Raw genomic sequence first — 13,374 nt, 5'->3', positions numbered from 1 at the left:
TCACTCCCTGATCCTACGGTTCCCATATGCGCTCAATCCTGAAACGGCTTCTTCCCGAAGCATCGACGATCAGCATCACGGAACGTCTGCGCTCTGGATTCGGCGCAACATTCGGCATCGTGGCCACAGGCGCTATTGCTGCAACCGCGCTGGGAGCCGACGCAACGCTGCCTGCGCTGATCGCACCGATGGGGGCGTCAGCGGTTCTCCTTTTCGCAGTCCCTTCGAGCCCTTTGGCTCAGCCTTGGTCGATCGTCGGTGGAAACCTGATCGCCGCTGTCACAGGGGTCACGGTCGGCCTGCTGTTTTCAAACGCTATCGTTGCTGCGTCCGTCGCGATCGGCATCGCGATCGCCCTAATGATGGCGTTTCGTTGCCTCCATCCGCCGAGCGGCGCAATTGCTCTCACTGCTGTCCTCGGCGGCCCGGCCATACACGAGCTTGGGTACGGCTTCGTACTCTGGCCTGTTGCAGGTAACTCGCTCCTGCTTCTGCTGCTCGCCTTTGCCTTCAACAACATGACAGGCAGGCCATATCCGCATTCGTTGAAACGGAACCCGGCTGACCACAAGACAGGCGACAGGCCGCCCAGCGACCGCATCGGCTTCAGAACCGAGGATCTCGACGAAGTGCTAAAGGAATACGACCAGATCATCGACGTGGATCGGGAGGATCTCGCCGACATCCTTCACCGGACGGAGCTTAGGTCCTATGCCCGACGTGGTGGAACGACGACCTGTGGAGACATCATGTCCCGTGGTGTGATCGCTGTGTCCGCGGACGACAGCCTCAGGCACGCGCTTGACCTTCTTCGGCTCCACCATATCAAGGCGCTTCCAGTTACGGATGACATGGCACGGGTTGTCGGTATTGTTACGCAGACCGACATCCTCGACAAGGCAAGCTGGAGAAACGGCTCGCCAACAATCGGATTCCGGCAGCGGCTCCGGCTGTCACTCGCCAGTGGCAAGGCACCGTCGGGGATCGTGCGCGACATCATGACGACGCCCGTGCGAACGGTATCTCCGGATTCAACTATTTCGGAAGCGATCATTCATCTGGCGGAAGAGGGCTTGCATTACCTTCCCGTCAGCGCTCGCGACGACAAGCTCGTTGGTATCATCTCGCAGTCTGACGTGCTGATGGCAATGCTCGCCGACAAGGCCACATAGGTCGCATACGCGATCACGCAGTCCGCCTGCCGGATTGCAGCATATAGAAGCGAATCTCATTCTCAATGGACTGCCGAAGATCCTCGTATTCATCGATGGCAGCGTTTGGGGCGTTTTCACGTCGCAGACTATCGAGGCGGAGGACTGCAAGGCTGTAGGCCTCGCAAACTTCGGCAAGATGTGGGCGGGCCAGGTATGGTCGAATTCGAGGCAGTCGCATCGCCAGAAGTGCCCGACCGTGCTTGACATGATCGATCCGCAGCCGCTCCATCTTCATGCTCCTCACTGCAACGATCCATAGAATCTCGCGGCGGCTTCGATCTCGTCGTCCGTCATCGCCCTCGCGATGTTCCGCATCTGCTGGCTTGTGTCGTTCCGCCTCGCATCCGTCGCGAACGCATGGAGCTGTGCTTTCACATAGACAGCGGGCTGGCCGTTCAGCCAAGGACTGCCCGTCTTGTTCTCTATGCCGCCATGGCAGGAGCCGCAGGGCGCGATCCCACGCATCGGGGCACCGCTCGCTACGATCGCAGGTATCGGCACCACCTCTTCGAAATCGGTTTTCGGGAGCCTCGGCAGGTACGAATAATAGGCCGCGAGGTCGAGCATGTCCTGCTCGCTCATATGGATGGCGAACGGGCTCATGACGGTGTTCACTCGAGCGCCCGTCTTGAAGTCGTGAAGTTGCTTGTAGATCACGGCAGCGTACTGACCTGCGAGGTTCGGCGAGTCCGCGCGGCTGATCCCGGTTGGTCCATGACAGATCGCGCATTGCTGAGCGAGAGTCGCGCCGCGCCCGATGGATTCGGCAGGCGGGTTGCGCAGGATCGTCTCGTTTAATTTCGCTGACGAGACAGCAAAGTCCGGAGCGATGACATCGCCCGCCGACCGCCGAACGGGAAACCCGGCCGCGCTGCAGATCGAATCCCATAGTCCGGTCAGACGGCTGTCCGGAGAAGCATAGGGAAGCAGAACGAACCCCGTCAGGACTGACAGCAGGAGAATCGCCACCGTGAGTCCGACGCTGGTCGTAAACCACCTGTTGGCAAAGCTGAGGAGCCTTTCGCCACTCATCTCTGAACCCCGACATAGACCGCAGGTACCGAAGTGTCCTGTCGGAGCGCGAGCTGGAGTATCGGGAAACCGTAGTTCGTCACCGTCAGTCCGATCATGAGCGCGACCCACATGCCGTGGCTGTTCAAAGCCACGGGAACGCGGACCGGTGGGTGGACAGCGACACTGAAGGTGTAGACGCCGGGTTCGACCGATGTCGAGCGATTTCCCCTGATCAGGACAACAAAGAAGAGAACTGCCGACAGCACGAGAATGAACCCTCCGAAGGCCGACAGAACGACTGGCATGGCCTCATCAGCCAGCGCCGCGTTCGAATAGTCGTAGTAGGCCATCCGCCTGGGCATTCCGAGGATGCCGACATAGTGCCAGGGGAAGGTCGTGACGATCATGCCAATAAACCATAGCCAGAGCTGCGCACGCATCAGCGACAGGTCGCGCAGCGATCGCCCGGTCAGGTGGGGCCAGAGATCGTAAGCGATGACAAAGTACATAATGACGATGGCACCACCGAAAATCAGGTGGAAGTGTCCGGTGATCCACTGGGTGTTGTGGATCGAGCTATCGAGCTGGTAGCTCATGTTGATCAGGCCACCCGCGCCGCCGAAGCCAAGCATGATGAAGGAGAAGGCGACCGCGAGCATGGTCGGGTTCTTCCACGGGAGCGCCACGAGCCAGCCGAACGGCCCCTTTCCTCCGCGTAGCCTGCCCGTGATCTCGACGGACGCGCAGATCGTGAAGACGGTCAGCAGCGTCGGTAACGCGACAATCGCGGTGAAGGCGGAATGGACGAACTTGAAGCCAGAGCCGACCTGCGGGTCTGCGAAGGTGTGATGGATTCCGATCGGCATCGCGACGACGAGGAAGAGCACGAACGAGATGCGTGCCATGCTGTCGCTATACAGCTTGCCGCCGATCGCCCTGGGCACGATCGTGTAGTAGGCGATGTAGGTCGGCATGAGCCAGAAATAGACGATCGCATGGAGCGTCCAGGAAAAGAAGACGCGCGCCAGCCCGGCATCGATAGTCGAACGAAGTCCTAGCGCTACGGGAATAATCTGAATCAAAAGCTCAAGTGCCGCCCCGACCGCTGTCCACCCCCAGAGGTAGGAGCTGGCTACATTGGCATACATGGCTAGAGGCACTGGAGCGTCCGGATGAGCGCGCTTCCAGTGGTAGAGGTTGACGGACATCAGGGCGACCCAGATCCACGAGCCAACCACGACCAAAACCACGCCGATGTAATAGAACGGGTTGCCGATCATCGGCGGATAAAAAGTGTAGAGAACGGACGCCAGTCCCAACGAGACCGGGATCATTGCTGTGACAGCGCCGACGACGATAAGCCAGAACCCGGCCCAGGCCCAGCGTCCTCCGATCAGTGCGGTCTTCAGCGAGCTTTCCGTAATCGCGTAACCGAAGCCCATGGCGACCAAAGTCGGAAAGACATAGCCCATGACAGTCCCGTGGGCGGTCACCGACCGATAGTACCACTCCGGATTAGCTATCCATGATGCCAGCGGGCTGCGGATGAACATCTGCCAGGCGCCGAGGATCAGCGCTAATCCGAAGACGCCGAAGGCAAGCCAGAAGTGCGCGAGTATCAGGCGTCGGCTACTTAACACAGCTCAGTCTCCGCTTGTCGGCGGCGAGCGCCATGAACTCGTTGCGCTCGATCACCTTGACCTTCGCCCACATGCCTTCGTGTCCGACGCTGCAGAATTCCTGGCAGGGCATCAGATGCTCTCCGATGGTGGGGAACCGTGCGGTCTGTTCGGAGACGTAGCCGGGCACCAGCATAGTGTTCACATTGGTCTGCTGGATGAGAAGCCCGTGAACGACATCGGCGCTGGTCGCCCGGATGACCACTTTCGTCTCGGCGGGAACGAGAATGCAGGGCGGAGTGAAGGAGTATTGTTGGCCGACGGCACGGACAGTCACCGATCCATCTGGCTCGACCGCTGTGCCAAGATTCGATTCCACGAACTCTCCGGAGAGGTGCAGTGTGACGGGATCGATAGTCTCTACTTGGGCCTGAGGCATCGTCGCCTGATGGATCCCGGCATAGGCAGCCATCCCCGTCAGGAACGCGATGATCACGACCGAGATCGCGGCCCATCTGCGCTCGATGCGCGCGGCGACGAGCGCACTCGTGGAATGGTGAATATCGACAGTCATGGCGTGGCTCCGCGCGGGAGGAAGACGAGAAAGTAGAAGATCAGCCACATGGCGATGACCACGGCGGTGGCGATCCCCGCGACAACGATGGCGCCTCTCGGGCCGCTCGCGACGATGTCGTCGACCTTCTGGTCGCGTACGGCTGTATCTCCATCCGGTGTGTCGGTGTTGATCATGGTGTCCTCATTGGAGCGGGGCCGCGCGCAAATGATTGGCTTCGGCGGCACTGACCGGAGCGCCCGTGTTGCCCCACGATGTCCTGATGTAGCTGACGACCGCTGCGACCTCATTGTCGGAAAGGCTCACCGAGAACGGAGGCATTCCATGTGGCATCGGATTCCCCAACGTTCCCGGAGGATAGCCGCCGTTGAGCACCATGCGGATCGCGTTCACTGCGGAGTCCATCTGAATGGATTGGTTGCCCGCGAGCGGCGGATAGTGAGGCGGCCTACCCTCGCCCTTCGCCCCGTGACAGCTTGCGCACTGGCCGTCGTAGACGGCCTTCCCGAGGCTGACGAGCAGGCTGCTTTCGGCGTGCGGCAGGCGCGATACGGCAGGCTCGGGCGAGTCTTGTGCTATGCTTTTCAGATAGACCGCCATCGCCCGCGTGTCGGCGTCGTTCAAATACTGCAGGCTGTTATAGACCACGTCTGCCATCGGGCCGTAGACGACTCCGCGATTTGAGATGCCTTTCTGCAGCAGGTCGCTGATGTCCTCGATGCTCCACTCGCCGAGCCCCGCTTCCTTGTTGGAGGTCAGCGACGGCGCGTACCAGTTCTGCATCGGGATCAAACCACCCTTGAAGGCGTCGGATTCGGAATTGCCGCCCAGCGAATTGATCGGTGTGTGACACATGCCGCAGTGACCCAGCCCCTCGACGAGATAGGCGCCCCGGTTCCAATCGTCGGATTTCGCCGTGTCAGGCTTGAAGTCACCTTCTTTGAAGAAGAGTGTCCGCCATCCGAGCACGAGCGAGCGGTTGTTGTAGGGGAAGTCGAGCTCGTGCTCCTTGTTCTTCTGGGAAACAGGCTCGATGGTCCTCAGATAGGAATAGATCGCGTCGCTGTCCTCGCGGCTGACCTTCGTATAGGAACCGAACGGCATCGCCGGGTAGAGAAGCCCGCCGTCCGGGAAGCGGCCTTCGTGCATCGTCCGGTAGAAGTCATCGGCGCTCCATCGCCCAATGCCTGTTTCGGGATCTGGCGTGATGTTCGACGTATAGATGGTTCCGAACGGTGTCGGCATGGCATGCCCGCCTGCAAAAACCCTTCCCTCGGGGGCGGTATGACAGGCAATGCAGTCGCCTGCTCTTGCGAGATACTCGCCTTTCGCAATGACAGCAGGGTCGGATGCGGCGACCTTCTCCTGGGCGACGATCGGCGCCTGCGAGGTAAGAAGTGACACTGCCGCCGTGCCACCGACCGCGACAAGGAGATAGGGATGGAACGACCTCATTGGCCCGTGCCCTTTTCAGGCTGGCTGCCGCATTCGAAGGGAAGTGCGAAGCTTCCGCTCGGGGATGGGGATGGGTTTGCCGGGGCTGGTTGAGAAGCGAGCCAAGCGGCGACAGCGCGGACGTCGTCCTCATTGAGATGCCCCGCCACGACCTGCATGCAGTCAGGCGAGATCGCGGTGCGCGTTCCATAGCGCCAGCCTCCGAGCTGCGCGCTCAGGTAGGTTGCGCGAAGACCGAGAAGCCCCGGTATGCCGGGTTCCTGCCCGGTCAGCAGGGAGCCGTGACAGCTCACGCAGGCGGGAACTCCCCGCTCCGCGTCGCCTCCCGTGACAAGCGCCCTTCCATGACCAAGAACCGCCGCGCTGACATCAGACAGTCCGGCTGTCGGCAGCGGAGGTGTCTGGGCGGCGAAGTAGTCGGCGATCTGCTTCAGATAGGTGTCGGGCAGAAACTGCAGAAGGTAATTCATCGGCGGGTACTTCCGACGACCGCTCCGGAAAGCAAGAAGCTGATTGTAGAGGTACCCCGAAGGCTTGCCGGCAAGCCGCGGGAAGTAAGGGTCGTTGGTGCCCCTTCCCACGACGCCGTGGCATGGAGTGCACGCCTGGACGCGCTCGGCCATGCCGTTCACGGATGTGTCAGCCGCTGCGGCGACCGAGGCGGCCGCGAGGCAGAGTGCTTGCAGGACGCCATGTAAATACAGCCTCACCGTGGCCGCTCCCGACACTTGATAAATTGGATGTGTGCGGACCATGCCTGCAGGATGGCGGTCTGTTTGTCTGGCAGCAAAAGGACAGGCTTGGCCAAATTGGGCCGCGATGCCACCTAACGAAGGCGGCCGCCTCATGGTTTGACGAGGCGGCCGTCTTGATCATCCGGGGTTATGCCGCCTTTGCAGCGGCATCCAGGGCATGAGGAACACGGAAGCTCACAGCCAGGCGGTTCCAGAGGTTGATAGTGCCGATTGCCACGGTGATAAGGGTCATCTCGGTTTCGGAGAAATGCACCTTCAGTGCCTCAAAATCGGAGTCGGTCGCGCCCGTCTTGGAGATATTCGTGACGGCGTCCACCCATGCCAGCAGAGCGCGTTCCTTCGGATCGTAGACCAATGCTTCGTGCCAGACCGACATGAGGTTGATCCACTGTTCGGAAAGACCGTCGTGACGGGCCTCCTTCACATGCATGTCCACACAGTACGCGCAGCCGTTGATGATCGAGGCACGAAGCTTGATGAGATGGAGAAGGCGCGATTCAAGACCGCTGCTCTGAACGAACTGATCCAGGGCGGCGACGGCCTTGTAGGCTTCCGGAGAGGCCTTGCCAAAGTTGAAACGAGGTGCCATTTTTCTTTTCCTTCTAGGTTGATTGGGACGCACGGCCCTATGCCGCGATCCCTCGTCGCCAGACCACCACTCAGTCAGTGAGTGCGTGCTTCGGACGGCGTGATCGTGAAGAGTTCGATAGGGTCTTCGAATCCCTTCAGATGGTGGAAGTTCGTCGTGACGACGTTCTCTGTCCTGCCCATGCGACGGAACGCGTCCGACATCAGGACGGACTTCCCGAGCACGCCGCAGGCAGTCTGGATGCGACTGAGCAGGTTCACGTCGGAACCGATCACGGTGAAGTCGAGACGCCGTCCTGAACCGACGTTGCCATAGCTCACCTTGCCGTAGTGGAGGGCTACGGCGGCATCGACGTTCACGCCCTCCATATCAAACCGCGACAGCTCGTCGAGTATCTGGTCCGTCGCTGCGAGAGCCTGTTCGCTCGCCATCACGGTGTCCGAACTCGGAAAGAACGCCATCACGGCGTCACCCATGAACTTCAGTACCTCCCCACCCTGGCTTGTGATCGCCGGAACGACAACATCGAAGTAGGCGTTGAGAAGATCGAGGACTTTCCCTTCGGGCAGCTTGTTGGAAAGTTCCGTGAAGCCTCGGAGATCGCACAGCAAAAGTGCAGCTTCCATGGTCTCAATCTCACCCTGCCGGATTTTCCCCGCTAGGATGCGCTGGGCGGTCATTGGCCCGATGTATACGTCAAGCAGCGAGAGCTCGGCCTGGCGCATGACACGAAGCTCGCAGGTGTTGCGCAGAGCCGGGAGAATGCGTTCGATGACGCGGATCTCTGAAGTTGCGAAGCCGCCCGGCCGTTTGGTACCGAATACCGCAGCGCTCACGGGGCCATCGACATTGCAGAGTGGCGCGATGACGAGCTGCACCAGACCGCGATCCCTGAACACGTCGATATGCTGCCAAGGCCACTGTTGATCGTTGGTGTCGACGATCATGGGTTCTCGGCTATCCATCACCTTGCGAAGAGGGCTGGTCGCATAGGCGAGTTTCATGCCGTGCTCGCGGTCGTGGATCTCGATCGGTTCGGATGGCGCCCATGCCAGGGTGCGGCCGAGGATTTCCGGATGCAGGGTCATGAGGTGTAGCGTCATCCGGTCTACCGGAAGGCCGATCTGGCGAAGTCTGCGTCCCAATCCGGAGATCAGTCCGGCTTCGTCGATCGCATGGCACTCGTCTCCTGACAGCCATTCGAGAACCGACAGGATCGAGCCTGGATCCATGTTTCGTCCCTTTTCCGCACGCGGGCGACGGGACATTGGCTGTTGCATGATCGTGTTCATCGACGTGCCTTTCGATTGCGGATTAGTGGGCGCCAGCGCCGGAAACCTGGCCCGGCTTCTTCAGAAGGAGCGACGCAGCGAGGGCGACGACAAGCGCGACGCCGAGCAGGAAGAACGTGTCACTGAAAGACATAATGTTTGCCTGCTTGCGGACACTCGACGCGATGGCGACGATTGCTTTGTGGGTGGCCGCGGCTTGGTCGCTGACACCGTGGTTCATGAAGTATGTCGTCAGCTTTGCGACACGGACGCGGGTGGCTTCCTCGAAGACGCTGATGGAGTTCGTCAGGATGTTCGAGTGGAACTGCTCGCGCTTCGAGAGAAAGGTCTGCAGCGAGGCGATGCCCACTGCGCCGCCAAGATTGCGCATCATGTTGAAGAGTGCAGAGGCGGAACCAGCATTCTCCTGCTCGATGCCAGCCGTGGCGATCGCCGAAAGGGGCGTGAAGACAAGGGCCTGACCGATGGCCCGCACGACGTTCGGCCAGAATAGCTGGTCGCTCGCATAGTCTCCCGTCATGAACACATTCATGAAGTTCGAGGCGGCGAACAGCGCGAATCCAACGATGATCAGCAGGCGGACGTCGAATCGCTTCATCAGACGGGGGACTAGCGGGATCAGCAGAAGCTGCGGGATGCCTGTCCAGGCGAGGACCATGCCGATCTGTTCCGAGTTGTAGCCCTGAATGCGCGACAGGTAGATCGGCAGAACGAAGGCGGACCCATAGAGTGCGATGCCGAGCAGGAAATTCGCGACGATACCGAAGCCGAAGTTGCGGCGCATCAAGAGGCGAAGGTTCAACAGCGGGTGAGCGGTCTTCAATTCGATGATCAGGAACAGGGTCAACGAGACGAAGGCGATGACCGACAGGCGGACGATGAAGTCCGAACCGAACCAGTCTTCCTTGTTTCCTTCCTCGAGAACCGTCTGCAGAGCTGCGAGACCGACCGCCATAGTGACGATACCCGGCCAGTCGCCCTTCGCCAGCAGGCCGAGGTTCATCGGTGCGCGGTCGAGAGACAACCATAGCATTGCAACCATCAGCGAACCGGGCACCAGGTTGACGTAGAAGATGAACTCCCAGCCGTAGTTTTCGGTGAGGTAGCCGCCGATGGTCGGACCAATGGCCGGAGCGAACGTTGCGGAAAGGGCGAAGAGCGCCAGGCCGATCGGCTGCTTGGGTTTTGGCAGAAGCGTGATGATGATTGTGAACGCCATCGGGATAAGCACGCCGCCGGCGAATCCCTGGATGGCCCGCAGTACGATCATCTGTTGCAGATTGACCGCAAAGGCGCAGGCGATCGAAAAGACGAGGAAGAGGATCGCATTGACCAGAAGGTAGTTGCGGACAGAGAAGACCCTCGCCAGCCATCCGCTAAGCGGAATGACGACGATCTCGGCAATCAGGTATGAGGTAGAGATCCAGCCACCGTCATCCTTGCCAGCGCCGATCGCGCCCTGGATGTCGGCAAGCGAGGCATTGACGATCTGAATGTTCAGGACCGCCATGAATGCGCCGAGGGTCGAGCCGACAACGGCGCACCACATCCGGAACGAACTCATCTCGGACTTTGCAGACTGCGCGGGTGCCGCCTTTGGCTGTTGATTGCTGTTTGCTGCGATCTGAAGCGTAGCCATGACTTATCTCCTTCCGGCTGATGCGGAATCTCTCATGACGATGGGTTGTCGATAATCGGGAAAGGAACGTGAGGATTATCCGTCAGGAACGGACAATCCTCACTTGCTTTCCGAAAGCTGAGCTTCCCTGGTGTCGATCTCCGGTTCGACCGACATGCCGGAACGCAGACGGCCCGCGAGTTCCTCGTCATCGATGATGATCTTCACTGGAATGCGCTGGACGATCTTCGTGAAGTTGCCGGTAGCGTTGTCCGGAGGCAGAAGCGAGAACTCGAGACCGCTGGCAGGCGCGATGCTGTCGACATGGCCCTTCACTTCGAGGTCGGGAAAGCTGTCGACTTTGACTTCGACCATCTGACCCGGCCTGACGTAGGTGAGCTGCGTTTCCTTGAAGTTCGCGACCACATAGACGGAATGGAGCGGTACCACGGCCATCAACTGCGTGCCTGACGTGACAAACTGTCCGATACGGATGGAGCGCGCGCCGACGGTGCCATCGACCGCCGAGAGGATGTTCGTGTAGGAGAGATTCAGTTCCGCCTGTTGTGCGGCCGCTGCTGCCCGGTCCCTCTGGGCGACGGACTGATCGCGCTGCGTCTTCAGCACGGGCACCTTGCTTTGGGCGGCGACGAGGGCAGCCTGCTCGCGTTCGACGGCTGCGGACGCCTGATCCATCAGGGACCGGGTCTGCTCGGCCTTCGACTGGCTGCCAGCCCCACTAGCAATGAGGCGCGCATATCTGGCCGCCTCGGACTTTGCGAAGACAAGCGATGCATTCGAAGCATCGATCGAGGCTTTGGCCTGACCGATCACCGACTGCTGGAGATCGATCTGGGCGTCGACGTTGGTGATGGCGGCGTCCGCGGCCTTCACGTCGGCCTTCGCCTGGTTGAGAGCGGCCTTGAAGTCCCTGTCGTCGATCCTGGCGATCACCTGCCCTGCCTTCACGACGTCGTTGTCGTTGACAAGGACCTCCTTGATGTAGCCAGCGACCTTCGGGGCGACGGTGGTGTAGTCGGCCTTCACGTAAGCGTCGTCGGTGGATTCGATGAAGCGGCCGACAGTCCAGTAGTCATGACCGAAATGGGCGCCGTATGCTGCACTTGCCAGGAGAACCGCGATCAGCACGCCCTTCTTGACGATGCTCTTGCGTGGCTTGGCCGCTGGATCCGTCTGTGGGGCGGCCGGCTGTTCGACAGGAGACGAAGGCACGTCCTTGATCTTCCGATCGGCTTCTGCGGAGGTTTCGAAAACCTCCTTGCGGGGCAGTTCGACCATTTCAATTCTCCTGTTATTCGGCGCGTCTGAGGCGCAGCCCTGGTTGGATGACGTAAAGATGCCCCGCTATTCACCGATTGATAATCCGCGTATATCGGTAAGGATCATACGCTGAGAGCGGATAATAGAGGTGCGGACATGGATCGGTTGACGAGTCTTTCGGTCTTTGGAAAAGTGGTGGAGTGCGGAGGGTTCACCGCAGCGGCACGACGGTTGAACATGTCGGTCACGATGGTAGCGACGCATGTCCAGTCGCTCGAGGAGAGGCTCGGCGTCCGCCTCCTGAACCGCACCACGCGCAAGGTCAGCCTCACGGAAACGGGGAAGTTCTACTATGACCGCTCGGCCCAGATCCTCGCCGACCTCGATGAGGCGGATCGCGCCGCAGGCGCGCTGACCACCACGCCGCGTGGCGTCCTCAAATTCAATTCCACGGCCGCCGTCGTGAGGTTTCTTCTTCCGGTCATGGATGAATTCCTCCAGCTCTATCCGTCCGTTTCCCTGGATCTGAGCATTACCGAGCGAATGGTTGACATGATTGAGGACGGGTACGACCTGTCCATTCGCACGACGCCAGCCCCGGATTCCAGCCTTGTCGCCCGCAAGCTCACCCCATGGCGGCATATCCTCGTGTGCTCGCCGTCCTATCTCGACACCCATCAGCGTCTTTCGGCGCTGGCCGACCTCGCGGGTCACGACTGCACCCGCTACACCTACTATCCATACGGCGACGACTGGACCTTCGAGGTGGACGGCGGTGAAAGAAGCCAGGTGAAGGTCAGTGGCTCCGTTGTCACCAATAGCGCTGAGACACTCCGGTATATGGCTATCAACGGGCGGGCGATCAGCCTCGCCCCCAGCTTCCTCGTTTCCGAGGATCTGGCCGAAGGACGACTCGTCCGCCTGCTCCCGGAATATCGGGGCGTGGAATTCGCAATCAATGCGGTCTACCCGAATAGAAGCCATCTTCCGACCAAGGTCCGTCTGTTCATCGACCTGCTTGCCGAACGGTTCGTCAAGCATCGCGTCTGGATGAGCTAGTCCTTCAAGCCGGACGGCTACATAACGATCGGGACATCGTGGGTTGCGGCTACGCGTTCGTGTCCTGCTTCTTCAATAAAAGTCCCTCGTTTCGCGCCTAGCATTCGTCTTCAAGGGCACCCCGCCCCGAAGGAGAACAAGATGCATCGGTTGGAAAACAAGACGGCACTCATTGCAGGGGCACCAGCGGCATCGGGCTTGAGACCGCCCCGCACCTCATCGCCGAGGGGCGCGCGTCATCGTGGCGGGAAGCAGCACGGACATGAAGGCGATGGCCATCCAGATCCAGGGCCAGATTCCGGCCGGCCGTTTCGGGGAGCCTTCGGAGGTCGCAAAGACCATCGTTTTCATGGCGTCGGGCGAGGCTCCCTAGATCGTCGGCAGCGAACTCACCATCGACGGCGGCATGAGCACTCTATAGGAGGTCGGACATGATCGTACTGCTTGCACTGTTCGCGGGGATCGTTTCAGGACTGCGGGCCTTCACCGCTCCTGCGGCCGTCGCCTGGGGCGCGACGCTTCTTTATTTCGACGTCTCGAATTCCTGGCTTTGGTTCATGGGCTATCAATGGACGCCGTGGATCCTGACTGCCCTCGCCTGCGTCGAACTCGTGACCGACCAGTTGCCGTCAACGCCGTCGCGGAAGGTGCCCGTGCAGTTCGGTGCGCGTATCCTGATGGGCGCGCTTGCCGGGGGCACCCTCGGAGCCGCAGGCAATCTGATCGCCGCAGGTATCGGACTTGGCGCGTTCGGAGCCGTCGTCGGGACGCTGGGCGGAGCATGGGCGCGTCGGCAGATGGCGGCTTCGTTCGGCAACGACCGTCCAGCAGCGTTCGTGGAAGACGTTGTCGCCCTCGTTGGCGCAGCACTGATCATCTGCGCGGCGTAGCCACGCAACGCGGA

General features: G+C 60.5%; 13 protein-coding genes and 1 pseudogene. 4 read left to right on the top strand and 10 right to left on the bottom strand.

What is annotated here, in order from left to right:
* Positions 1–26 precede the first annotated feature (26 nt).
* Positions 27–1,172 carry an HPP family protein gene (locus AC1D2R_RS29215; RefSeq protein ID WP_477972944.1) on the top strand — a complete coding sequence of 382 codons (1,146 nt, stop codon included), beginning with the start codon at positions 27–29 and terminating at the stop codon, positions 1,170–1,172.
* Between the two features lie 282 nt (positions 1,173–1,454).
* Here AC1D2R_RS29215 and AC1D2R_RS29210 read toward each other — a convergent pair whose 3' ends face one another.
* The 10 genes from AC1D2R_RS29210 to AC1D2R_RS29165 form a co-directional block, all read right to left on the bottom strand.
* Positions 1,455–2,246 (bottom strand): c-type cytochrome, encoded by a 792-nt coding sequence (locus AC1D2R_RS29210; protein WP_477972942.1) that lies wholly within the window; start codon positions 2,244–2,246, stop codon positions 1,455–1,457.
* On the bottom strand, positions 2,243–3,868 hold the full coding sequence (locus AC1D2R_RS29205) for a b(o/a)3-type cytochrome-c oxidase subunit 1 (RefSeq protein WP_477972940.1): 1,626 nt from the start codon (positions 3,866–3,868) through the stop codon (positions 2,243–2,245). Before AC1D2R_RS29205 ends, AC1D2R_RS29210 begins: the two co-directional genes overlap by 4 nt.
* Positions 3,858–4,421, bottom strand: coding sequence for a cupredoxin domain-containing protein (locus AC1D2R_RS29200; RefSeq protein WP_477972938.1), 564 nt, complete (start codon positions 4,419–4,421; stop codon positions 3,858–3,860). Before AC1D2R_RS29200 ends, AC1D2R_RS29205 begins: the two co-directional genes overlap by 11 nt.
* On the bottom strand, positions 4,418–4,597 hold the full coding sequence (locus tag AC1D2R_RS29195; protein ID WP_477972936.1) for a hypothetical protein: 180 nt from the start codon (positions 4,595–4,597) through the stop codon (positions 4,418–4,420). The genes AC1D2R_RS29200 and AC1D2R_RS29195 overlap by 4 nt, the downstream gene beginning before the upstream one ends.
* Before the next feature lie 7 nt (positions 4,598–4,604).
* Positions 4,605–5,876, bottom strand: a complete 1,272-nt coding sequence (locus tag AC1D2R_RS29190) for a c-type cytochrome (protein WP_477972934.1) — start codon at positions 5,874–5,876, stop codon at positions 4,605–4,607.
* Positions 5,873–6,580, bottom strand: a complete 708-nt coding sequence (locus AC1D2R_RS29185; RefSeq protein WP_477972974.1) for a c-type cytochrome — start codon at positions 6,578–6,580, stop codon at positions 5,873–5,875. The genes AC1D2R_RS29190 and AC1D2R_RS29185 overlap by 4 nt, the downstream gene beginning before the upstream one ends.
* A gap of 178 nt (positions 6,581–6,758) precedes the next feature.
* Entirely contained in the window at positions 6,759–7,220 is a 462-nt protein-coding gene (locus AC1D2R_RS29180; protein ID WP_477972932.1) for a carboxymuconolactone decarboxylase family protein, read from the bottom strand.
* Positions 7,221–7,294: 74 nt separating this feature from the next.
* On the bottom strand, positions 7,295–8,512 hold the full coding sequence (locus AC1D2R_RS29175) for an adenylate/guanylate cyclase domain-containing protein (RefSeq protein WP_477972930.1): 1,218 nt from the start codon (positions 8,510–8,512) through the stop codon (positions 7,295–7,297).
* Positions 8,513–8,534: 22 nt separating this feature from the next.
* Positions 8,535–10,151 (bottom strand): MDR family MFS transporter, encoded by a 1,617-nt coding sequence (locus tag AC1D2R_RS29170; protein WP_477972928.1) that lies wholly within the window; start codon positions 10,149–10,151, stop codon positions 8,535–8,537.
* Between the two features lie 99 nt (positions 10,152–10,250).
* Complete coding sequence (locus tag AC1D2R_RS29165) at positions 10,251–11,429, bottom strand: HlyD family secretion protein (RefSeq protein WP_477972926.1); 1,179 nt, start codon at positions 11,427–11,429, stop codon at positions 10,251–10,253.
* Between the two features lie 138 nt (positions 11,430–11,567).
* On the opposite strand from AC1D2R_RS29165, the gene AC1D2R_RS29160 reads away from it, so the two are divergent.
* The 3 genes and pseudogenes from AC1D2R_RS29160 to AC1D2R_RS29150 all read left to right on the top strand — a co-directional run bounded on the left by AC1D2R_RS29160 (position 11,568) and on the right by AC1D2R_RS29150 (position 13,360).
* The gene (locus AC1D2R_RS29160) at positions 11,568–12,470 is read left to right on the top strand and encodes a LysR family transcriptional regulator (RefSeq protein ID WP_477972924.1); all 903 of its coding nucleotides are present in this window, start codon (positions 11,568–11,570) and stop codon (positions 12,468–12,470) included.
* 259 nt (positions 12,471–12,729) lie between these two features.
* Positions 12,730–12,843: pseudogene (locus AC1D2R_RS29155) on the top strand (short-chain dehydrogenase); the annotation flags it as partial.
* Positions 12,844–12,901: 58 nt separating this feature from the next.
* A complete protein-coding gene (locus AC1D2R_RS29150; protein ID WP_056822785.1) occupies positions 12,902–13,360 on the top strand; it encodes a hypothetical protein in 459 nt (152 codons plus the stop codon).
* Positions 13,361–13,374 lie beyond the last annotated feature (14 nt).

The sequence above is a fragment of the Rhizobium sp. P1_C7 genome, from assembly GCF_056406295.1.
This window is presented reverse-complemented; position numbering and strand designations above follow the sequence as displayed.

Bases quoted from the DNA above. Each gene is read 5' to 3' on its own strand.
- AC1D2R_RS29215 (WP_477972944.1), top strand. From the start codon at position 27: ATGCGCTCAATCCTGAAACGGCTTCTTCCCGAAGCATCGACGATCAGC.
- AC1D2R_RS29210 (WP_477972942.1), bottom strand. From the start codon at position 2,246: ATGAGTGGCGAAAGGCTCCTCAGCTTTGCCAACAGGTGGTTTACGACC.
- AC1D2R_RS29200 (WP_477972938.1), bottom strand. From the start codon at position 4,421: ATGACTGTCGATATTCACCATTCCACGAGTGCGCTCGTCGCCGCGCGC.
- AC1D2R_RS29195 (WP_477972936.1), bottom strand. From the start codon at position 4,597: ATGATCAACACCGACACACCGGATGGAGATACAGCCGTACGCGACCAG.
- AC1D2R_RS29190 (WP_477972934.1), bottom strand. From the start codon at position 5,876: ATGAGGTCGTTCCATCCCTATCTCCTTGTCGCGGTCGGTGGCACGGCG.
- AC1D2R_RS29180 (WP_477972932.1), bottom strand. From the start codon at position 7,220: ATGGCACCTCGTTTCAACTTTGGCAAGGCCTCTCCGGAAGCCTACAAG.
- AC1D2R_RS29175 (WP_477972930.1), bottom strand. From the start codon at position 8,512: ATGAACACGATCATGCAACAGCCAATGTCCCGTCGCCCGCGTGCGGAA.
- AC1D2R_RS29170 (WP_477972928.1), bottom strand. From the start codon at position 10,151: ATGGCTACGCTTCAGATCGCAGCAAACAGCAATCAACAGCCAAAGGCG.
- AC1D2R_RS29165 (WP_477972926.1), bottom strand. From the start codon at position 11,429: ATGGTCGAACTGCCCCGCAAGGAGGTTTTCGAAACCTCCGCAGAAGCC.
- AC1D2R_RS29160 (WP_477972924.1), top strand. From the start codon at position 11,568: ATGGATCGGTTGACGAGTCTTTCGGTCTTTGGAAAAGTGGTGGAGTGC.
- AC1D2R_RS29150 (WP_056822785.1), top strand. From the start codon at position 12,902: ATGATCGTACTGCTTGCACTGTTCGCGGGGATCGTTTCAGGACTGCGG.